Below are 20,564 nucleotides of genomic sequence, written 5' to 3' on the forward strand. Positions count from 1 at the left end.
CCCATATTTGTCCGTCATTCCAGTCTGGGCTCAGTTTTCTTCGCCCTCGGCCAGCAGTGCAATCCCGCCAATAATCACCACCACGCCCACCCAGTGCAGGAAGCTGATGTGCTCGCCCAGCCCCAACCACGAGCCGAGCAGCACCACCACAAACACCAGCGAACTCAGGGGGAAGGCCAGGGACAGGCTGCTGCGCCGCAGGATCAGCATCCACACAAAGAACGCGCCGATATAGCAGGCGATCGCCGCGAGGATCCCCGGGTTGACCGCCACCGCCGCCAACCACTGCCAATTGAAATCCATCTGGCCAATTTGATCGCCAGCCACCTTGGTAAACAACTGGCCGGCGCTTTCGGTGAGGATCAACAACGCCCATAACACTACGGTGCCCAGGCGCCCATGCAGCCAGCCAACCGGACGGATAGCCATCTCTTGCGCACTCATGATTGTGCTCCTGCTACAGCCACCAACATCACGCCGGCGGTAATCACCATCGTGCCCAGCCAGCGCCGGCGGCTGACGGTTTCGCCCAGTATCACCTTGCCCGCCAACACCACCCCGCAGTAAGCCAGTGCGGCGGCCGGGAACAACAGGCTCAACGGCGCGCGGGACAAGGCTTCAAGCCAGACAAAGAATTCGATGACATAGGCGCCGATGCCCGCCCACAGCAACGGCGCATTAAACACCTGGCCCCAGAAGGCATTCAGGCGAAAGCCGCCTTCGAGTTCGGGCAAGCGGTCCAGGCCCAATTTGAAACACAACTGGCCGATCACATCGAGAACGATGGAAAAGGCCACCAGCAACACGACGGTCAGGGTCACGGGAACAGCTCCTCGAACAGGTTGATCAACGCTTCATTGGTGGTGGCGTTACGCAGCAGGTCATCAGCGCTCCAGCGTGCGGCCGGCGGCTGGTCGGACTTGGCTTCCCAGCGCTTGAAGGCGTTGCTGAACGCAGGCTGCGCAAACTCGCCGCACACGTCGATGCCAAGGATCCGCTTGCTCGCCGCCAACGCACGCAGGGCTTGCAGCAGGTGCGTCAGGCGCATGCCGCCCTGGTCCCAGTTGGTGGCCGCGTCTTCGCTGGCCAGCACGTCCTTGTCGAGGGTGATCCATACCGCCTCGGTGGGCAGGCTGGCGATCATTTGCTCAAGGAACGCAGGCCAGTCGAGCTCAGCGAGGTTGCGCCAGTGCAGGTGGTTTTCCTGTTGTGCATGGCCGGCGCCATCCCCTACCCGACCCCAGACTTTCGACGGCGCGTGCTGCCAGGGAAACAACTGCAAGTGCCCGCGCTTCAGGGCGCCGAGGTTACCGCCGCGCAGTTGCGGGTTATGCAGGTCATCGCTGCACGGGCCGAGGGTGACGATGCGCTGGATCGCCGGCATCTTCAGGGCTTGATTGACCCATGAGCCGCAGTGTCGGCGCGGGGCCAGACGTACCCAGTCGGGGTGGTTGTCGAAGTGGATCAGGCTGATGGGTTCCTGCACTTCGGCGAGAAAAGCCGGGGTCAGGTGGTGATAGTCGCCGGAGCCGACAAAGAAAATTTCCGGGCGCGCCGTGCTTGGCCGGGGCCGTTGGGCCAGGCGCTGGGCAAAGCGTTTCCAGGTTTTTTCGGTGGACCACAGGCGCAGTTTCGGGCCCAGGTCGAGCAGGTCCAGGCGCGTCGCTTGACCACTGGCCAGACGCCGGGCGATGGGTGCCTGGGCTGTGAGGCTGTGGTCGAGATCAAGAATATTCAAGGTAATGTTTCACCCCCTGGCAGTGCCCAGCCGCTTACCGGCGGGGCTTTAGGGGGGTAATGCAAGGGATGGGCCAGGAACCCATGTGGCTTGCTCGCCAAGGCGGTGGGTCAGTCAAGAGATACTTAGCTGATCTACCGCTTTCGCGAGCAAGCCCGCTCCCACATTTGGCCGGTGGTACTTGTTAGCTTTTGGCTTCGTTGATGATCTGGCGGATTGCACCGACAAACGCTTCAACCGGCTGCCCACCACTGACCGCGTACTGGTCGTTGAACACGATGGTCGGCACCGAACTCACCCCGCGTGATACCCACAGCTGCTCCTGCTCGCGGACTTCTGCGGCGTACTCGTCCGAGGCCAGAACCTCGGCTGCGCGCTTGAGGTCCAGGCCAACGCTCTCGGCAATGATTGCCAACGTGGCGTGGTCGGACGGGTCCTGGCCATCGCTGAAGTAAGCCTTGAACAGTGCTTCCTTGAGGTTGTACTGCAAACCCTCGAGCCCGGCCCAATGCAGCAGGCGATGGGCGTCGAAGGTGTTGTAGATACGGCTTTGGCCATCGGTACGAAACGCAAAGCCCAGGGCGGCGCCCATGTCGCGGATGCGCGCGCGGTTGGCCTGGGACTCTTCGGCAGTGGAGCCGTATTTCTCGGTGATGTGCTCGGTGATGTTCTGCCCTTCGGCGGGCATGTTCGGGTTCAGCTCGAAGGGCTGGAAGTGGATCTCGGCCTGCACTTCGGCGCCCAGTTGGTCCAGGGCTTCGGTCAGGCCGCGCAGGCCGATGACGCACCAGGGGCAGGACACGTCGCTGACAAAGTCGATTTTCAGGGAAGTACTCATTCAGGCAACCTCGCAGGCATTACACGCCACAAAGTTCGCACCATACACCTCTACGCGGCCGTCATAAAACCTTGGCGGGGGCCAGGGGTTCAACCTGCGCCCAATGCGCCGCTTCTTCGCGGTGGGCTTGCAGGTACGGCAACACCGCCGCCAGCAACGGCGCCTTGAACGCTTCCTGAAAACGATGGGCCAGACCCGGGATCAGCCGCAACTGGCTGCCCTGGATATGCGCCGCCAGGTGCACACCATGCATCACCGGCAACAACGGGTCGGCCGTGCCATGCACCACCAGGGTCGGCACGCGCAGTTGGTTGAGCAATGGCACCCGGCTCGGTTCGGCAAGGATGGCCATGATCTGGCGCTTCACACCCTCGGGATTGAATGCCCGGTCGTAAGACTGCGCCGCCTGCTGCAGCAACGCCTGGCGATCATCCTCAACCTGAGGGCTGCCCAGGGCGGCCAGCAAGTCGGCCTGCTGCTCCAGGGCCACTTCACGGTTGGGCGCACTGCGCCGCGACAGCAGCTGCACCAGCGCGGCATTCGGCGCGGGCAGGCCTTCGGCGCCGGAGCTGGTCATGATCAGGGTCAGGCTTTCTACGCGCTGCGGCGCCATCGCCGCCAGATGCTGGGCGATCATCCCGCCCATGCTCGCGCCCAGTACATGGAACTGGCGCACCTGCAACGCATCCATCAACCCCAGGGCGTCGTCGGCCATATCGGTCAGGGTGTAGGGCGCAGCCACCGGCAGGCCGAGTTTGTAGCGCAGCACTTCAAAGGTCAGGTTGGCGCTGGCCGGGGCCTGGCGCCAGGTGGACAGGCCAACGTCACGGTTGTCGTAGCGGATCACCCGAAAACCTTGTTGGCACAAGGCGACCACCACTTCGTCCGGCCAGTGGATCAACTGCCCGCCCAGGCCCATCACCAGCAGCAACGCGGGGTCGGAAGCACGGCCGATGCTCTGGTACGCCAGGCTCACCTGGTCCAGGTCGACCCGCTCAGTCGGGACATTGACATCACATCGAGAAGCCGCAAAAGACGGCAGGCCGAACAATAAGGCGGCCAGTAAAAGCAACACGCGCATGAAAAACACCGAAACGCAGAACCCCAGTAGAGCGCGATTCTGATGAAGTTTGTTCAAGCGCGCTGCCACAGTTACGTGACAGTTTGATGAAGAGTGCCCGGCGGTCATGGTCGACAGAATTTTCAACATGAGACAAACTCACGCCATCCAAACTTGTCACAAATTATCTTCATGGAGAGCCCGTGCTCGAAATCCGTCATCTCAAGACCCTGCACGCCTTGCGCGAAGCCGACAGCCTGGTGGAAGCCGCCGAGCGCCTGCACCTGACCCAGTCGGCACTGTCCCACCAGTTCAAAGAGCTGGAAGAGCGCATGGGCATGCCGCTGTTTGTGCGCAAGACCAAACCGGTACGCTTCACCAGCGCCGGCCTGCGCCTGCTGCAACTGGCGGACGCCACCCTGCCGCTGCTGCGCGGTGCCGAACGGGATATCGCACGCCTGGCCGGCGGCACCGCCGGACGCCTGCATATGGCGATCGAGTGCCACAGCTGCTTCCAGTGGCTGATGCCGACCATCGACCAGTTCCGCGATGCCTGGCCGGAAGTCGAGCTGGACCTGGCTTCCGGCTTTGCCTTCGCCCCGCTGCCAGCCCTGGCCCGTGGCGACCTGGACCTGGTAGTGACCTCCGACCCGCTGGAGCTGGCGGGCATCACCTATGTGCCGTTGTTCACCTACGAAGCGATGCTCGCCGTGGCCAACCAGCACGCCCTGGCCAATAAGCCGTACATCGTGCCCGAGGATCTGCTCAGCGAAACCCTGATCACCTACCCGGTGGAGCGCGACCGCCTGGACATCTTCACCCGTTTCCTGGAACCGGCCGACGTCGAGCCGGCCCAGGTCCGTACCTCGGAGCTGACGGTGATGATGATGCAGTTGGTGGCCAGCGGACGCGGCGTATGTGGCATGCCCCACTGGGCGCTGCACGAGTACAGCTCGCGGGGTTATGTGAAGGCCAAGCGGTTGGGCGAGAAGGGCCTGTTTGCCACGCTGTACGCCGGGATCCGCGCGGATATGCTGGATGCGCCGTACATGCGCGACTTTTTGCTGACGGCCAAGGACACCTCGTTTTCGACCCTGGATGGGGTCAGCGCAGTCCGTTGATTGCTCACGCGCTGCGCCGTTGCTCCAGCATCAGGCGCACCGCCAGGGCGGCCAGCACAAACCCCATGAAATAACGCTGCACCGCCAGCCACGTGGGGTTGTGGATAAACCAGGCGGCGATGCTCGCGGCGCACAGCGAGATCAGCAGGTTGACCACAAAGCTGACGCTGATCTGGGTAAAGCCGAGCATCAGGCTCTGGGTGAAGACCGAACCGTGCTCCGGGGTGATGAACTGCGGGAATACCGACAGGTAGAACACCGCGATTTTCGGGTTCAGGGCGCTGGTCAGAAAGCCCATGGTCACCAGCTTGCGCGGCGAGTCGGCGGGCAGTTGCTGGGCCTCGAACGGCGAACGGGCGCCCGGTCTCACTGCTTGCCAGGCCAGCCATAGCAGGTACAGCGCGCCGGCCCACTTCAGCACTTCGTAGGCCACCGGCACCGTGAGAAACACTGCGGTCAACCCGGCAGCCGCGGCGAACAGGTGCACAAAAAAACCTGCGACCACCCCCAGCAACGACGTGACCCCGGCCTTGCGGCCCTGACAGATCGAGCGGGAGATCAGGTAGATCATGTTCGGCCCGGGCGTGAGTACCAGCAGCAGCGAGGCGGCGGCAAAAATCAGCAGTTCATTGAGGGGGATCACGGCTCAGTCCTTTGCGCCCGACAGTTCAGGCAGTAGTGGTCAGCGATGCTCGATAAAACGGCAGGATCAAGTCACGTGTCAAGGGCGCCAGCTGCAGGCCGCCGTCGCCGGCCGGGTCGATCCAGCACACTTCTTCGATCTCGGCAGCGGGCGTTACCGGCACGTCGATACGCACTTCAAACAGCTCGGCCGCCACGGTAAACCCCGGCTCGTTGGCCGCCGGCGCCGAGAAGTGGCCCAGGTAGTGTGCCTGGGCCGAGTCGATACGCAGCCCCAGCTCTTCGTACAGCTCACGCGCCAGGGCCTGCACCGGTTGTTCGCCCGCGTCGATCTTGCCGCCCGGCTGCATGAACGCCTGGGTGCCGCGCTTGCGCACCAGCAGGGTCTGGCCGTCGCTGCCGATCAACAGGGCGGCGGCGATACGGATAGTCTGGGACATGAAATAAACGCCTTGGAGTAAAGGGCGCAAAGGATCACACGACCCTGCGCTGCGCTGCCAGCTTTGTGGCCGTTTTTTTGTGATGACGGGTTTGTTGTGGCGAGCGGGCTTGCCCGCGCTGGGCGGCGAAGCCGCCCCAGACCACCCACCGAGCTCCAACTGAGAAAACACGGTGGCCTGATTAGGACTGCTTCGCAGCCCAGCGCGGGCAAGCCCGCTCGCCACAACAAGGCTGGTCGCCCCCTTGCCACAGGTTGTGTGATTTTTTATTGAGCGGGGAGCGGTTCGTCAGGCTCCTTGATGAACACGCTGTACTTGGCGCCTTCCATGGCTTCAAAGGCAATCAGCTTGTCCACCAGCGGCAGGTTCAGCACCTTGCCGGCGTTGAGCAACAGCATGCCGTTGTCGGCATTGAGATTGCGCGCCAGGATCATGCCTTCGGCCAATTCCCGCGTGCCGAGCACCTTGACCGTCGGGTCGCCCAGGGTCACGTCGCTGAGGAAGGCCGCACAGGCCTGGACGAAGTCTTCCACCATATCCGGGTCATACAGGCGCCCGGCGTATTTGCGGATGTACAGCAACGCTTCGTCGCTGTTCATCTGCCGCTCCAGAATCAAGCCGCGCTGCAATTCGATAAAGTCCACCGCCAGCTTCAGCAAACGCGAGCCAAACGGAATCCCATCGCCCTTGAGGTGGTCGGGGAAACCACTGCCGTCCCAGCGTTCCTGGTGATGGCGGATGATGCGCGCCGCATCCTTCATCGGCTCCAGAGTCATCAGCAGCGATTCGCTTTGGGTCGGGTAGGTGCGATACAGCTCGCGGTCGGTGCTGTGCAACAGGTCGGCGGGAGCGATCATCATCCTGTCGGTCCAGCTCAACTTGCCGACGTTGTACAGCGCCGCAGCCATGGTCAGGTCGCGCACACTGGACTCATCCATCGACTGGGCTCGGCAGTACACCCGGATTAGCTCGATCAATGGGCGGTTGGTCTGTTTCTCCTTGGGCAGGCGCAGGTTGGCCAGCAGGGAAAAGACTTCGGTGCCGGTCACGTAGCTGCGTTTGAGTTCATCGTAGGCCAGGTCAAGCATGTCGGCGGTCTGTTGCAGCTCGCTGGTGCGCGATAGGACGCGCTTTTCCAGGGTGGCATTGAGCGCCTTGAGTTGATCGTTCTGTTCGCGGGTCAGTTGCTCCAGGCGCAGCCTTTCGCGATCGGAAAACTGATGCTCCAGGGACTGGCGCAGGATCAGGAGCAGTTCATCATCGTTCCACGGCTTGCTGATATAGCGGTGGATCTGCCCCTCGTTGATGGCCTTGATGATCATCGTCAGGTCGGCGTAGCCCGTCAGCAGGATGCGCGACGTCGCCGGGTACAGGCGATGGGTTTCGGCCAGCAACGTCGCCCCGTCCATGGCCGGCATCCGGGCATCGGTCATGACCAGGTCCACGGGTTGGGCCGCCATGATTTCCAGCGCCTGGGCACCGCTGCCGGCCAATAAGACGTCATAAGGCTGACCGCGCAGCAGGCGGCGCAGGCTGTTGAGGATCGACTCTTCATCATCGACCAGCAAAACCGTGGGCCTGTAGGGAGAAGTTGTAGCGAGTTGCTCATCCATGGCGACACCTACTCAAACTTGAACTAGATTTAACCCTTGCACCTGCCGTTGACTGCGCGGTGCTTGCCCAGGCAATCAGCGCTCTACGTCAAAGGGTGAGCTGCCGTTGATTTGACGCCAACTGGCCGACTAATTCAAGGGAGCCGACTACGCTTGTACATAGAGTCAGCAATTGACTCACTCCTCTCACCCGTTGCGGAAAGGAATCCTTATGCACCCCTCCATGTTGTTGCATGCCGATGGGTCCGGGTCATGAGCCAGCGCCCTAAACATGCAAACCGACGCATTCTGATCGTCGACGATACGGCCTCTATCCATCAGGACTTCCGCAAAATCCTCTGTGCCGAGGCCATCGCTGACCAGACGCTGGAAAGTATCGAGCAAAGCCTGTTCGGTACGGCACCCGCGGTTCACCAGCGCTACACCCTGGACTCCGCCTACCAGGGCCAGGAAGCCCTGGCGTTGGTGAGCCAGGCGCTGGCTGACGGCGCGCCATACGCCCTGGCGTTCATCGACATGCGCATGCCGCCGGGGTGGGATGGCCTGGAGACCATCGAGCAGCTGTGGAACATCGACTCCAACCTGCAAATCGCCCTGTGTACCGCCTATTCCGACTACTCCTTCGAAGCGATTGAAGCGCGCCTGAAGTTCAGCGATCAGTTGCTGATCCTGAAAAAACCCTTCGACCATCTGGAAATCCGTCAGATGGCCAGTGCCCTGACCTGGAAATGGCAGTTGGCACAGGATGCGCTGCTCAAGGTGTCGAACCTGGAGCGCACGATCGAAGAACGGGTCCAGGAACTGCTCAAGGTCTCGCACCTGCTGCAATACGATGCCCTCACCGGCCTGCCCAACAGCACGTTGCTCGGCGACCGACTGACGCAGGCCATTGCCCTGGGCCGGCGCCACAATACTCAACTGGCCGTGATGTTTATTGGCCTGGACCGCTTCAAGCGTATCAACAACGCCCTGGGCCACCCCGTGGGCGATCAAGTGTTGCAACAGGTCGGCGAGGATCTGGCGGCAACGGTCCGCAAATCCGACTCGGTGTTCCGCTATGGCGCCGACGAGTTCGTGATGATCCTCAACGACATTCATCACCCCCAGCAAACCAAAAGCATTGCCGAGAAGGTCCTCAAGGCTCTGGGCCGCACCCGCCATGTGGCGGGCCATGACCTGCGTGTCACTGCCAGCCTTGGCATCAGCATTTACCCCAATGACAGTTTCAATGCCGTGGAGCTGATCAAGAAGGCGGAAACCGCCATGCGTAACGTCAAGGAACAGGGGCCGGACAACTTCAGCTTCTTTATCGAAGACATGAACCTCATCGCGCGCCAGCAGCAGACCCTGGAGGCCGCTATCCGCCTGGCCCTGGAGCGCGATGAGTTTGTCTTGCACTATCAGCCGAAGCTGGACTTGAAGAGTGGGCGGATTGTCGGCGCCGAAGCGCTGATTCGCTGGTTTCGACCGGCTCATGGCTGGGTCTACCCATCGGACTTCATCCCCATGGCCGAAGACAGCGGCCTGATCGTGCCCTTGAGCCAGTGGGTCTTGCGCCAGGCTTGCGAACAGGCGCAACGCTGGCAAGCCCAGGGCTTGGCGCCCATTTGTGTCTCGGTGAACATCTCGGCTATCGACTTCCGTCAGCGCGACTTTGTCAGCAACCTTGCGACCATACTCGAGCAGACAGGGTTGGCGCCCGCCCTGCTGGAGCTGGAGATTACCGAGAGTGTATTGATGCAAAACGTCGAAGACACCGTTGCCATCCTGCACGAGATCAAAAAAATGGGGGTGCGGCTGGCCATTGATGACTTCGGCACCGGCTACTCCAGCCTCAGTTACCTGCGGCGCTTTCCCGTCGATGTGCTAAAAATCGACCAGTCGTTTGTTCGTGGCCTGGGCGAGAACACCCAGGACATGCAATTGATCAGTGCCATTATCAGCCTGGGCAAGAGCCTGGACCTCAATATCATTGCCGAGGGCGTGGAGACCGTCGAACAACTGGAGTTCCTCAAGGCCCGGCACTGCGAGGAGGGCCAGGGCTATCTGTTCAGCAAAGCCGTGGCGGCCGAGGATTTTGCCCGGCTGCTGCAAACCGGCCCACATCATCTGATGCCGGATCAATGATTCTCTGCTCACAAGGAATTGAAGTTGAGCAATACATCACCGCGTTACCCGTCGGTATGGGTCATAAGCCTGGTATTCGGCGTATGGCTGGGCGGCTCAACGGCACTCGCAGCGCCACTCGATGAGGCGCTCAAACCGCTGCCTGGAACGCCGGTGCTGGATGCCGCCCGTGTCGAGTTGGGGCGTCGGCTGTTCAATGAAACGCGTCTTTCGATCAATAACACCCTGTCGTGCGCCAGTTGCCATCGCCTGGACAAAGGCGGCGCGGATGACAAACCCTTCTCCCTGGGCTTCGACGGCAAGCCCGTGGCCCTCAACACGCCCACGGTGTTCAACGCCAGCCTGAACTTCAAACAGTTTTGGAACGCCCGGGCAGACACCCTAGAGGCACAGATCGAACAAGTGGTGACCAGCCCCGTGGAAATGGGTAACACCTGGCCAACCGTGGTCGCGACGCTGTCCGCTGCGCCTGAATATCAACGCGCATTCACCCAGGCGTACCCCGACGGCGTCACGGCCGCCAACGTGCAGAATGCCCTGGCCACGTACGAGCGCACCCTGCTCACGCCCAACTCACGCTTCGACCAGTACCTGCTGGGCAACACCGACATCCTCAGCTATGACGAAAAACAGGGTTACCTGCGCTTCAAGGAGTACGGTTGTATTGCCTGTCATCAAGGGGTCAACATCGGGGGCAACATGTACCAGAAGTTCGGCGTGCTGGGTGACTACTTCAAGGACCGCGGCAACCCGGTGGACGCGGACCTGGGGCGCTACCTGGTCACCCTGGATGAGGAAGACCGCCATGTGTTCAAAGTGCCCAGCCTGCGTAACGTCGCCGTCACCGCCCCGTACTTTCACGATGCCTCGGCCAAGACTCTGGAAGAGGCGATCGACGTGATGTTCAAGTACCAGTTGGGGCGCACGCCGTCGGCGGATGACAGGGCCCTGATTGCGCTGTTTCTCAAGACGCTGACCGGCGAATGGGAGGGCAAGCCGCTATGAAGCTGACTCGCCGCGCCAGCCTGGCACTGCTCGGTGTCGTCACCGTGGTACTGGCCTCGATCCTGGTTTTTTTATACATCAAGTCTTCTACTGACCAGAGCAGCAACTACACCCCGTCCCGGGACCTGATCCGCCATATCAAGCAATTGAACGCGCAATGGGACAGCGAGGTGCTCAAGGCGCGGATCGCCCTGACCCACAACTACGACCCGCTGGTCGCGCCGCTCAACGAGATGAACAGCCTCTGGGCCGAGTTGGAAGCGCGCGAGCACCTGCACCAGCATGCCGATCCAGCCAACTGGCAATTGGCACAGAGCACCTATCAAGCGGCGATCGAGGAAAAAGCGCGGCTGGTGGACCAGTTCAAAGCCCATAACGCCTTGCTGCGCAACTCCCTGGCCTTCCTGCCGAACGCCGAGGACGATATCCAGATGCAGTTCGGTCTGCTGGACGACAACAATCGCCTGCAGTTGCAGGACATTACCAGCGACACCTACGACTTGTTGCTCAGCAGTCTTGAGTTCGCGCTGGTTGCCAGTGATGACAAGGCCGCAGAGATTCTTGTCGGGTTGAACAAACTGGCGATCAACAAGGAACACCTGCCTGGGGATTTCCAGAGCCCTATCGAGCTTCTCAGCAAGCACATTGCCCTGATTCTGCGTGAGCAACCGGTGGTCAACAGTTTGCTTGAGCGCATCGCCGCAATCCCGCTGTCCGAGCACTTGGACGTCATGACCAACCAACTCGACCAGGATCAACGGGTCGCCGAACTGACCGAGCAGAAGTACCACCGTTACCTGCTGGTGTTTTCGACGTTATTGATGCTGGTACTGGTGTACCTGGCTGTTCGCCTGTTACGCAGCTTCGCCGAGATCAACCGGGTCAACCGCGCCCTGCTGGCTGTCAACGAAAGCCTCGAACAACGGGTCGAGGAACGCACCCGGGAACTCAAGGACGCCCAGAGCGAGCTGCTCGACAGCGCCCGCCAGGCCGGCATGGCGGAAATTGCCACGAATGTGCTGCACAACGTCGGCAACGTGCTCAACAGCGTGAATGTGTCCGCCGACCTGGTCACCCGTAAGCTGCGGGCCAGCAAGGCCCTGGGGCTGGGCAAGGCCATGCAGTTGATCAACGAGCATCCCCATGACCTGGGCACCTTCCTGACGGACGACGACAAGGGCAAAATGTTGCCGGGATACCTCAATCAATTGGTGGACGCGATTGCCATCGAGCAGCAAGGCATGGCCGATGAACTGGTGCAGTTGACCAAGAGCGTCGACCACATCAAGGACATCGTCTCCACCCAGCAGTCCTATGCTGGCGCCTCCAAGCTGCTGGAACCGGTCCATATCAGCGCCCTGGTCGAAGACGCGCTGCGCATGAATTCCGGGGCCTTGAGTCGCCACCATGTCACGGTGGTCAAAGACTATCAGCCAGTCCCCGAGGTCATGGTCGATAAGCATCGTTTGCTGTTGATTCTGGTAAACCTGATCAGCAACGCCAAGTACGCCATGTCCAACCTCAGCGACCGGCCACGCCAGATAACCCTGACGGTCCGCCCCCTGGATGACCATACGCTGCAAATCAGCGTAAAAGACGAAGGCGAAGGAATTCCCGCAGAGAACATGACGCGGATCTTTACCCACGGTTTCACCACCCGCAAGGAAGGCCACGGCTTCGGCCTGCATAGCTGCGCCCTGGCGGCCATCGAAATGAAAGGCCGTCTCACCGCCCACAGCGATGGGCCGGGCCAGGGCGCCCTGTTTACCTTGTCTATCCCTCTTGAACGTGCCGAGACCTGACCATGCCCTCTCTTTACAACCGGCGCATTCTGCTGATTGATGACACCCCCTCGATCCACGAGGACTTTCGCAAGATCCTGATGCCGACGCTCGAACAGAACGCGGCGCTGGATGAGATGGAGAGCGCGCTGTTTGGCGAAGCCGCCAAACCCCAGGCCCAGACCTTTGAACTCGACTCGGCCTACGGCGGCCAGGAAGGCTTGCAGCAACTGTGTGCGGCCATGCAACAAGCACGACCCTACGCCCTGGCGTTTGTCGACATGCGCATGCCCCAGGGCTGGGACGGTGCTCAGACTATCGAAGAGCTGTGGAAAGTCGCCCCGGACCTGCAAGTGGTGGTCTGTACCGCCTACACGGACTATTCCTGGGAAGAACTGCTGTCGCGCCTCAATGCCCATGATCGACTGCTTATTCTGAAGAAGCCCTTCGACAATATCGAAGTCCAACAGATGGCCAATACCCTGGCGGCCAAATGGGACATGGCCCGCCGCGCCAGCCTGAAAACCGTGCACCTGGAGCAGTTGGTAGAACAGCGCACCGAGGCGCTGACCCTTGCCAGCCAGGCCTTGCAGCAGGAAATCGACGAGCGCAAGCAGCTGCAAAGCCAGTTGATCCAATCGGAGAAGCTGGCCTCCCTGGGGCAACTGGCTGCCGGGGTGGCGCACGAAATCAATAACCCCGTGGGCTTCGTCACCTCCAACCTTGGCACGCTGGAGAGTGACTTCAAGCAATTGCAGCGCATGCTCGACGCCTATCAACAGGCTGAGGCGGCCCTGGCGCCCGGTGACTGCCTTGAACAACTGAGCGCCTTGCGCAACGAGTTGGACCTGGACTTCCTCAAGGAGGACATCCCGATCCTGATCCGCGAATCCAAGGACGGCATCGGCCGTGTGACGCAGATCGTCAAAGACCTGAAGAACTTCTCCCGGGTCGATAACGACGAGCAATGGCAATGGGCGAACCTGCAGCAAGGGATCGACTCGACCCTGAACATCGTGGCCAGTGAACTCAAGCACAAGGCGGACGTGATCAAGCACTACCAGCCCCTGCCCGAGATTGAATGCCTGGCCTCACAAATCAACCAGGTGGTGATGAACCTGGTGATCAACGCAGCCCAGGCCATGGGCCCGGAGCGCGGCACGATCACCCTCAGCAATGGGGTCGAGGGCGATCGGGTGTGGCTGGAGGTGGCGGATAACGGCTGCGGGATTGCGCCCCACAGCCTGCAGAAAATCTTCGACCCGTTTTTCACCACCAAGCCGGTGGGCGAAGGCACGGGCCTGGGGTTGTCGCTGTCCTATGGCATCGTCAAGAAACACCACGGGGATATCTCGGTGAGCAGTGAAGTCGGCAGGGGCACCACTTTTCGGGTGGTGCTACCGATCCGGCAGACAGCGGCGTGACGCCTCTGCTGTTCAGGCTTCAGCGGGCTTGGGGCTGGAGCCAAACGAGGCAAACCGCTTGTTGAACCCGGCAATCCGCCCTTCGACCTGGGTCTTGCGCTGCTGGCCGGTGTAGATCGGGTGGGACGCGCTGGATACGTCGAGGGCCATGTAAGGGTAAGTGTTGCCATCGGTGTGTTGGTGGGTGCGATCCGTGTCGACCGTGGAGCCGATCAGGAAAAACACATCGGCGGCAGTATCGTGGAACAGCACGGTGCGGTAGTCGGGGTGAATACCAGCTTTCATAGGGCCTCCGGGGCATCTGGGCAGGATTAATACGTTATACAGTAACGTAAATAATGCACCCAAACGAGAACGTATTGCAATACCAAGAGAGCCTTGGGTTCTCTGCGGTTGCCCCGGCAAGGAACTCGACCGTAAGCTGGGCCCCGTGTTGAACCGTGAACCCGCATAAAGAATAGAACCTTGTAGGAGCAGGCTCCTACAGGTCGTAGAGAGTCCGAACCCAAGGAAACCGTATGAGCCTGTCGTTGCTTAGCCGTTATGCATTCTTTGCCGTGTGTGTCATTTTCACCCTCGCCAGCCTCCCCTTTATCCAACACGAATGGCTCTGGCCGATGACCCTGGTGACCGGCGTGCTCAGCCTGATCGGCGTGTTCGACCTGCTGCAAAGCCCCCACGCGGTGCGCCGCAACTACCCGATCCTGGGCAATATCCGCTACCTGGTGGAAGGCATTCGCCCGGAAATCCGCCAGTACCTGCTGGAGTCCGACAGCGACGCCCTGCCCTTCTCCCGGGCCCAGCGTTCGCTGGTGTACTCGCGGGCCAAGAATGAAAGCGCCGACAAACCCTTCGGCACCCTGATCGACGTGTACCAGTCCGGTTTCGAATTTATCGGCCACTCCATGCGCCCGGCCCCGTTGAGCGACCCCAGCGCCTTTCGCGTGGTGGTCGGCGGCCCGCAGTGCACCCAGCCGTACTCGGCGTCGGTGTTCAATATCTCGGCCATGAGCTTTGGCTCGTTGAGCGCCAACGCCATCCGCGCCCTCAACCAGGGCGCCAAGCTCGGCAACTTCGCCCACGACACCGGCGAAGGCAGCATCAGCGCCTACCACCGGGAAAACGGCGGCGACCTGACCTGGGAGCTGGGCAGCGGCTACTTCGGCTGCCGCACCAGCGACGGCCGTTTCGACCCCGAACGCTTTGCCGTGCAGGCGCAAAACCCGCAGGTACGGATGATCGAAATCAAGATGAGCCAGGGCGCCAAGCCCGGCCATGGCGGGATCCTGCCCAAGCACAAGGTGACGAAGGAAATCGCCGAGACCCGTGGCATCATGATGGGCGAAGACTGCATCTCGCCGTCACGCCACAGTGCCTTCTCCACGCCGATTGAGCTGATGCACTTTATTGCCCAGTTGCGTGAATTGTCCGGCGGCAAACCCGTGGGCTTCAAATTCTGCCTGGGCCACCCGTGGGAGTTCATGGGCATCGCCAAGGCCATGCTCGAGACCGGGATCCTGCCGGACTTTATCGTGGTCGACGGCAAGGAAGGTGGTACCGGCGCCGCCCCCGTGGAGTTCACCGACCATATCGGCGTGCCCCTGCGTGAAGGCCTGCTGTTTGTGCACAACACCCTGGTGGGCCTGAACCTGCGGGACAAAATCAAATTGGGCGCCAGCGGCAAGATCGTCAGCGCCTTCGATATCGCCAGCGTCCTGGCCATCGGCGCCGACTGGGCCAACTCGGCCCGGGGCTTTATGTTCGCCATCGGCTGCATCCAGTCGCAGAGCTGCCACACCAACAAATGCCCGACCGGCGTGGCCACCCAGGACCCGTTGCGCCAGCGCGCACTGGTGGTACCGGACAAGGCCCAGCGCGTATTCAACTTCCACCGCAACACCCTCAAGGCCCTCGCGGAAATGCTCGCGGCGGCCGGCCTGGATCACCCTTCGCAGTTGTCGGCCAAACACCTGGTAAGGCGCATGTCGGCCACCGAGATCAAGCTGTTCTCGCAGTTGCATGTGTTCCTCAAGCCAGGGGAGCTGCTGACCGGTGAAGTGAACGGCGAGTTTTATTCGCGTATGTGGCAAATGGCGCGGGCCGACAGTTTCGAGCCCCATGAAGTAGAAGCGGCTTAAAGGACAAATATCGTGTTGAAAGTGATCGCCGAAGACTTTATCAAACCCGAACACCTGGAAACCGTGCGCCCCTGGTACGCCGAACTGGTGGAAAAAACCCGCCAGGAACCGCTGTGCATCGCCTACGACTTGTTCGTCGACCAGAAAGACCCGGGGCACTTTATCTTCATCGAGCAATGGCCCGACCAGGCCGCGCTGGATGCCCATTGCCAGACCGAACACTTCACCCGGCTGGTGCCGCAGATCAACGCGTATCAGGCCAAGCCTTGCCGGGTGTTGTTGATGGATGGGTTTTAATCCGTCATTGAAGAGGCGGTTTCTGGCAGCCACTCGCCAACGGGCAAATAGCCATAAGCTGGGCTTTTTCCTTACCTACCCTATAGGTGCCAAGCAACTGCCAATGGGCAGGAAGCTTTCGCGTGAGGGTGCCACGGTCCTGGGCATCAATCAGCCAAAGTCGGCCTGAGGCCGTTGTGAGCAATTCCAGGTCATCGACATAGATCTGATCGGCCTTGTCTTGAATCAGTGTGGAAATCTGATACCCGTTGGGACGCCCTGATGTGCCATCCGCGTTTATTGGTGTGTACTGCATCGCAGGGCGTTCGCTCTTGAGGTAATAGATCATGGACAAGTGCATGAAAGGCTCCAGCACCAACACCCCGTCTCCCGGCTGCGAAGTGTGGTCAACATAATCGGCCAGCGCGCCCAGCTGATTGTTTTCATAACACCACGTACACGTCTTGTTATACACATGCCACAAACCATTCAACTCAAGCAGAATAACCGCTGACAAACCGATGACGAACGCCGACTTACTTCGTGTCGACACGCCCTCCAGCGCCATTGCAATGACGAGAGGCAACGCCAGCCCGGCAAATAAAAAATAACGTGGATACAGCAGCGGCCAAAACAATGACACCAGCATGATCGCCGCTATCGGGCACCATACATACACAACAAGAAGTGCATTATTTTTTCGATCACTTGCATCCCACAGACAAATAGATACGGACGCTATCCACACCACCAAGGCCAGGCCATAACCCCCCCAGACAGGCACCTGCTGACCTTCACTGAAATTCAGAAAAAACCAAGTCAGCTCGACCAACTCCTTAATACCCGGCTGGGCGATCCAGTCCAACCTCGAATACGTCAATTGATTTAGCAGGCTGGGCAACCAGGGTAAAAAACAAATCACAATCAAACCATTGGCCAGCCACCAACTACGACTCCACAGGTACTTATATTTTATCTGTCGAGACGTTGCCAGAAGCGAAATATAGGCCCAATGGGACAATAGGCATAAAGCCGCAAAATAGTGCGTATAAAGCCCTGCCACCATCAGCAGGATGTACAGGGCGAGCGGAACTTTACTCTGCGGACGGTCAAGCCAGTAGATAAATGCAATCGTCGCGCCCAGCATCAAAGCCCCCAGGAACGAGTACATACGGACTTCCTGGCTGTAGCGAACGGCCGCCGGAAAGATCGCCAATAATATGCTTGCCAGCATTGCCGCACGTCGAGGGAGCAACAGGTGCGACAACCAGATCCCCAGCGCCACCGAAACAACCCCAAAAAACACACTCAGACTGCGGGCGGCAAAAGCGCCATTACCGAACACCTTGATCCACTCATGCAACATCAGATAGTACAGTGGTGGATGAACATCACGGGCCGTATGAAACAGAATCTCAGAAGGCGACTTCATACTCAGCAGTAGGCTGAAAGCCTCATCAAGCCATATACCGGTTTCAGTCAACTGGGCAAACCGCACCCCGACTGAAACCAACAACACAAAAAAATAGAACACTATAAGAGCCAGGGAGATATAAACTTTTGTTCGCTTCGAGTTATCAACACTGCCCATAGCCACCCCGTCAAATTGACTCATCTGGCGTCTCCTGGTTCTTCACTACATTGGCGACTACATACCTCGGCCTATGTTTGGCTTCCATATAGATCCGCCCCACATATTCCCCCAATATGCCAATCCCGATCAGTTGCACACCGCCTAAAAAAAGAATCGCCGTCATCAGCGACGGATACCCCGGCACCTCATTGCCAAACAGCAATTTGTCGATGATCAGATACCCCGCATACCCCAGCGCCAATAACGAAATACCGGCACCGATGTAACTCCATAACCGCAAGGGCAAGGTGCTGAACGAAGTGATGCCCTCCAGCGCCAGGTTCCACAGTTTCCAGGCATTGAACTTGCTGTGGCCGACCACCCGGCAAACCCGGTCATATTCGATGATAGCCACTGTGAACCCGGCCCAGGACAGTACGCCCTTCATGAACAATTGCTGCTCCGGCAACGTCTTGATCACGTCCACCACCTTGCGGTCCATCAGGCGGAAGTCGCCGACGTTTTCTTCGATATGGGTGTAGGCGATGCGATTGAGCAGGTGATAGAACATCGAGGCACTGTGGCGTTTGAGGTAGCCATCGCTGGAGCGATCACGACGCTTGGCCAGGACTACATCGGCGCCCTCCTTCCATTTCTCGATCAGGCGCGCGACCACTTCAACCGGGTCTTGCAAGTCGACGTCCATGGGCACCACCGCCTCACCGCTGGCGTACGCCAGGCCGGCAAACAGTGCCGGTTCCTTGCCAAAATTGCGGGAAAAGTTGATCAACACCACATCGCTATCGGCCAACGCGATATCCCTGGCGATATCACCCGTGCGGTCGGTGCTGCCGTCATTGATAAACACGATCTCGACTTCGTGATCCTGCAACGACGGCTCCTGGCGTACGGCCCGGTAAAACAGGTGTATCGCCTGCTCCTCATTGAACAACGGCACGATCAGCGAGAGCCTCATGGGGCGGACCTGCGGAACACCCAGTACTTCGATAGCAGGAAACCGCACACCAGGCTGACCAGGGAAAACACCACCACGGTGACCAGCCCGGGCAAGCGCCAGCGATCCGCCAGCCACCCCACCGCCAGGCTCAAGCTGCCCAGGCAGAAGATGAACAGCAGGTAGCGGCCCAGCGAAGCCGCCATACCAAAGGTGAAAGTGGCATTCACAAAAAACGAAAAGGTCGCCGCCACGCAAAAGGCCAGGAAATTGCTGAAGGCCTGGCTCAGATCAAAGGCGGCCCGGAGCACGAAAAACAGCTGCCAGTGGATCACCGTATTGGCGATGCCGATCACCGTGTAGGTGGAGAACCCCATCCATAGTCTGCCCATGCCACCATCGCGCCTCGTTGCCCATCGCGGTCGATGGGCAAGCAAGCCATGCCGACAAAGCCTCGTCTACTGTCAGAACTAACAGGTAGGGGCGGTTATGCGACCGGCGGTACAATTCCATCCCGAAATTGAGACATTCCGTAATATCCATCCTTTGCAATTGCTTACAAATACCGCCAACCTGCGCCCGCCCGACGCGCGGCAGGATCATTGCCGACACCCGCGGGTCAGTATTTAACCCACTGTTCAAGAGCCCGAGCCATGCTTAACGGACGCGACCCGCGCATCGACTTTTTTCGAGGCCTGGCGTTGATTTTCATTTTTTGGGATCACGTGCCTCACAACCCCCTTGGTCAGATCACCCTGCGTAACGTCGGCTTCAGCGATGCCGCCGAAGTCTTCGTGTTCCTCGCCGGCTACGCCTCGATACTGGCCTACAGCAAAGTGTTGCAGCGCGAAGGTTTTTGGATGGCCAGCCTGAAAATCCTGCGCCGTACCTGGGTGTTGTATGTGGTGCATATTTTCTTGCTGGCGATGCTGATGGGCATCGTCTTCTTCGCCAACAGCAAGGTGGAGACCCGCGACCTGGTCCAGGAAATGGGCCTCACGCACTTCATCACCAACCCGCAGCAAGCCCTGACCGATGAATTGCTGCTGCGCTTCAAGCCCAACCTGATGGACCCACTGCCGCTGTACATCGTGTTGCTGCTCGGTTTGCCGCTGGTGCTGCCGGTACTGGTGCGCGCGCCCCTGGCGGTGGTGGCGGTGTCGGTGGTGGTGTACCTGCTGGCGCCCAAATTGGGCTGGAACCTGGCGGCGATTGCCGATGGCGTGTGGTACTTCAACCCGGTGACCTGGCAGTTATTGTTCGTGCTCGGCGGCGCGGCGGCAATCCGCGCCGGGCAGCCCCATGCACCTGAGACCCGGCCGTTGCAGCGACAACCGCTGTTTCTTGCGGCCGCCGCCTACACACTGCTGGCCGGCGTGATTACCGTGTCCTGGCGCTGGCCCGAGATCCACGATGAGCTGATGCCCGCCGCCTTGAGTAACCTGCTGTACCCGATCAGCAAGACCGATCTGTCGCCGGTGCGCCTGCTGCACTTCCTCGCCCTGGCCTATGTCACCGCCAAGCTCCTGCCCGGCCGCGCCTGGACACAAAACTGGCTGGCGCAACAAAGCTGCCGCATGGGGCGCTATTCCCTGGAAGTGTTCTGCCTGGGGGTCTTACTGGCGCCGCTGGCGGATATGCTCAACGCCCAGGTCGACGACGCCTGGCCGATGCAGATATTCAGTGCACTGCTGGGCCTGGCGTTGATGGCTGGGCTGGCGGCATGGCTGGAGTTCAACAAGCAACTGAACCTGGCTCGGCGCAGTGACGAACGCCCCTTAAATAGTTAGCCCCCGAGCCTGGGTGCGGGCTGATTCCATCTACCTTCCACTT

General features: G+C 60.1%; 20 protein-coding genes. 8 read left to right on the forward strand and 12 right to left on the reverse strand.

Translation table 11 applies throughout. From position 1 onward, the window contains the following. Positions 1-30 precede the first annotated feature (30 nt). The 5 genes from PSH80_RS21210 to PSH80_RS21230 all read right to left on the reverse strand — a co-directional run bounded on the left by PSH80_RS21210 (position 31) and on the right by PSH80_RS21230 (position 3,657). Positions 31-444 carry an EamA family transporter gene (locus PSH80_RS21210; RefSeq protein ID WP_057958585.1) on the reverse strand — a complete coding sequence of 138 codons (414 nt, stop codon included), beginning with the start codon at positions 442-444 and terminating at the stop codon, positions 31-33. Then, positions 441-821: a transporter gene (locus PSH80_RS21215; RefSeq protein WP_057438341.1), complete on the reverse strand. Its 381-nt coding sequence runs from the start codon at positions 819-821 to the stop codon at positions 441-443. The genes PSH80_RS21210 and PSH80_RS21215 overlap by 4 nt, the downstream gene beginning before the upstream one ends. Continuing rightward, the gene (locus PSH80_RS21220; protein WP_057958584.1) at positions 818-1,738 is read right to left on the reverse strand and encodes a hypothetical protein; all 921 of its coding nucleotides are present in this window, start codon (positions 1,736-1,738) and stop codon (positions 818-820) included. The genes PSH80_RS21215 and PSH80_RS21220 overlap by 4 nt, the downstream gene beginning before the upstream one ends. Before the next feature lie 184 nt (positions 1,739-1,922). After that, the gene (locus tag PSH80_RS21225) at positions 1,923-2,576 is read right to left on the reverse strand and encodes a DsbA family oxidoreductase (protein WP_057438339.1); all 654 of its coding nucleotides are present in this window, start codon (positions 2,574-2,576) and stop codon (positions 1,923-1,925) included. A gap of 61 nt (positions 2,577-2,637) precedes the next feature. Beyond that, positions 2,638-3,657 carry an alpha/beta fold hydrolase gene (locus PSH80_RS21230; protein ID WP_057438337.1) on the reverse strand — a complete coding sequence of 340 codons (1,020 nt, stop codon included), beginning with the start codon at positions 3,655-3,657 and terminating at the stop codon, positions 2,638-2,640. Between the two features lie 182 nt (positions 3,658-3,839). Here PSH80_RS21230 and metR point away from each other — a divergent pair, with 182 nt between their 5' ends. Further along, positions 3,840-4,757 carry a transcriptional regulator MetR gene (gene metR, locus PSH80_RS21235; RefSeq protein ID WP_032859924.1) on the forward strand — a complete coding sequence of 306 codons (918 nt, stop codon included), beginning with the start codon at positions 3,840-3,842 and terminating at the stop codon, positions 4,755-4,757. A 4-nt stretch (positions 4,758-4,761) separates the two neighbouring features. On the opposite strand, the gene PSH80_RS21240 is transcribed toward metR, so the two are convergent. The 3 genes from PSH80_RS21240 to PSH80_RS21250 form a co-directional block, all read right to left on the reverse strand. After that, positions 4,762-5,400 (reverse strand): LysE family translocator, encoded by a 639-nt coding sequence (locus PSH80_RS21240; RefSeq protein WP_057958583.1) that lies wholly within the window; start codon positions 5,398-5,400, stop codon positions 4,762-4,764. 25 nt (positions 5,401-5,425) lie between these two features. Further along, positions 5,426-5,839 carry an NUDIX domain-containing protein gene (locus tag PSH80_RS21245; RefSeq protein ID WP_115128909.1) on the reverse strand — a complete coding sequence of 138 codons (414 nt, stop codon included), beginning with the start codon at positions 5,837-5,839 and terminating at the stop codon, positions 5,426-5,428. Positions 5,840-6,105: 266 nt separating this feature from the next. Then, the gene (locus PSH80_RS21250; RefSeq protein ID WP_057438331.1) at positions 6,106-7,452 is read right to left on the reverse strand and encodes an HD domain-containing phosphohydrolase; all 1,347 of its coding nucleotides are present in this window, start codon (positions 7,450-7,452) and stop codon (positions 6,106-6,108) included. Between the two features lie 252 nt (positions 7,453-7,704). Between PSH80_RS21250 and PSH80_RS21255 the strand changes: the two genes are divergently transcribed. The 4 genes from PSH80_RS21255 to PSH80_RS21270 all read left to right on the forward strand — a co-directional run bounded on the left by PSH80_RS21255 (position 7,705) and on the right by PSH80_RS21270 (position 13,789). Continuing rightward, positions 7,705-9,579, forward strand: coding sequence for a bifunctional diguanylate cyclase/phosphodiesterase (locus tag PSH80_RS21255; RefSeq protein WP_305418210.1), 1,875 nt, complete (start codon positions 7,705-7,707; stop codon positions 9,577-9,579). A gap of 63 nt (positions 9,580-9,642) precedes the next feature. Then, the gene (locus PSH80_RS21260; protein ID WP_220172976.1) at positions 9,643-10,584 is read left to right on the forward strand and encodes a cytochrome-c peroxidase; all 942 of its coding nucleotides are present in this window, start codon (positions 9,643-9,645) and stop codon (positions 10,582-10,584) included. Then, positions 10,581-12,386, forward strand: coding sequence for a DAHL domain-containing protein (locus PSH80_RS21265; protein ID WP_169989548.1), 1,806 nt, complete (start codon positions 10,581-10,583; stop codon positions 12,384-12,386). The genes PSH80_RS21260 and PSH80_RS21265 overlap by 4 nt, the downstream gene beginning before the upstream one ends. Before the next feature lie 2 nt (positions 12,387-12,388). Beyond that, positions 12,389-13,789: an ATP-binding protein gene (locus PSH80_RS21270; protein WP_120734094.1), complete on the forward strand. Its 1,401-nt coding sequence runs from the start codon at positions 12,389-12,391 to the stop codon at positions 13,787-13,789. A gap of 12 nt (positions 13,790-13,801) precedes the next feature. On the opposite strand, the gene PSH80_RS21275 is transcribed toward PSH80_RS21270, so the two are convergent. Further along, positions 13,802-14,074, reverse strand: a complete 273-nt coding sequence (locus PSH80_RS21275; RefSeq protein WP_057958577.1) for a type B 50S ribosomal protein L31 — start codon at positions 14,072-14,074, stop codon at positions 13,802-13,804. A 233-nt stretch (positions 14,075-14,307) separates the two neighbouring features. Here PSH80_RS21275 and PSH80_RS21280 point away from each other — a divergent pair, with 233 nt between their 5' ends. Continuing rightward, positions 14,308-15,927, forward strand: a complete 1,620-nt coding sequence (locus PSH80_RS21280; RefSeq protein ID WP_057438323.1) for an FMN-binding glutamate synthase family protein — start codon at positions 14,308-14,310, stop codon at positions 15,925-15,927. Positions 15,928-15,939: 12 nt separating this feature from the next. Then, positions 15,940-16,224, forward strand: coding sequence for a putative quinol monooxygenase (locus PSH80_RS21285; protein WP_057958576.1), 285 nt, complete (start codon positions 15,940-15,942; stop codon positions 16,222-16,224). A gap of 4 nt (positions 16,225-16,228) precedes the next feature. On the opposite strand, the gene PSH80_RS21290 is transcribed toward PSH80_RS21285, so the two are convergent. Genes PSH80_RS21290 through PSH80_RS21300 form a run of 3 tightly spaced genes read right to left on the reverse strand, consistent with a single transcriptional unit; the run spans position 16,229 to position 19,123 of the window. After that, on the reverse strand, positions 16,229-17,818 hold the full coding sequence (locus tag PSH80_RS21290) for a glycosyltransferase family 39 protein (RefSeq protein ID WP_305418215.1): 1,590 nt from the start codon (positions 17,816-17,818) through the stop codon (positions 16,229-16,231). Next, positions 17,805-18,752 carry a glycosyltransferase family 2 protein gene (locus PSH80_RS21295; protein WP_305418217.1) on the reverse strand — a complete coding sequence of 316 codons (948 nt, stop codon included), beginning with the start codon at positions 18,750-18,752 and terminating at the stop codon, positions 17,805-17,807. The genes PSH80_RS21290 and PSH80_RS21295 overlap by 14 nt, the downstream gene beginning before the upstream one ends. After that, on the reverse strand, positions 18,749-19,123 hold the full coding sequence (locus PSH80_RS21300) for a GtrA family protein (RefSeq protein ID WP_115128917.1): 375 nt from the start codon (positions 19,121-19,123) through the stop codon (positions 18,749-18,751). The genes PSH80_RS21295 and PSH80_RS21300 overlap by 4 nt, the downstream gene beginning before the upstream one ends. Positions 19,124-19,384: 261 nt before the next feature. Between PSH80_RS21300 and PSH80_RS21305 the strand changes: the two genes are divergently transcribed. Beyond that, positions 19,385-20,521 carry an OpgC family protein gene (locus PSH80_RS21305; RefSeq protein WP_200659067.1) on the forward strand — a complete coding sequence of 379 codons (1,137 nt, stop codon included), beginning with the start codon at positions 19,385-19,387 and terminating at the stop codon, positions 20,519-20,521. Positions 20,522-20,564 lie beyond the last annotated feature (43 nt).

This window comes from Pseudomonas sp. FP818 (genome assembly GCF_030687335.1).
Lineage (GTDB): Bacteria > Pseudomonadota > Gammaproteobacteria > Pseudomonadales > Pseudomonadaceae > Aquipseudomonas > Aquipseudomonas shahriarae.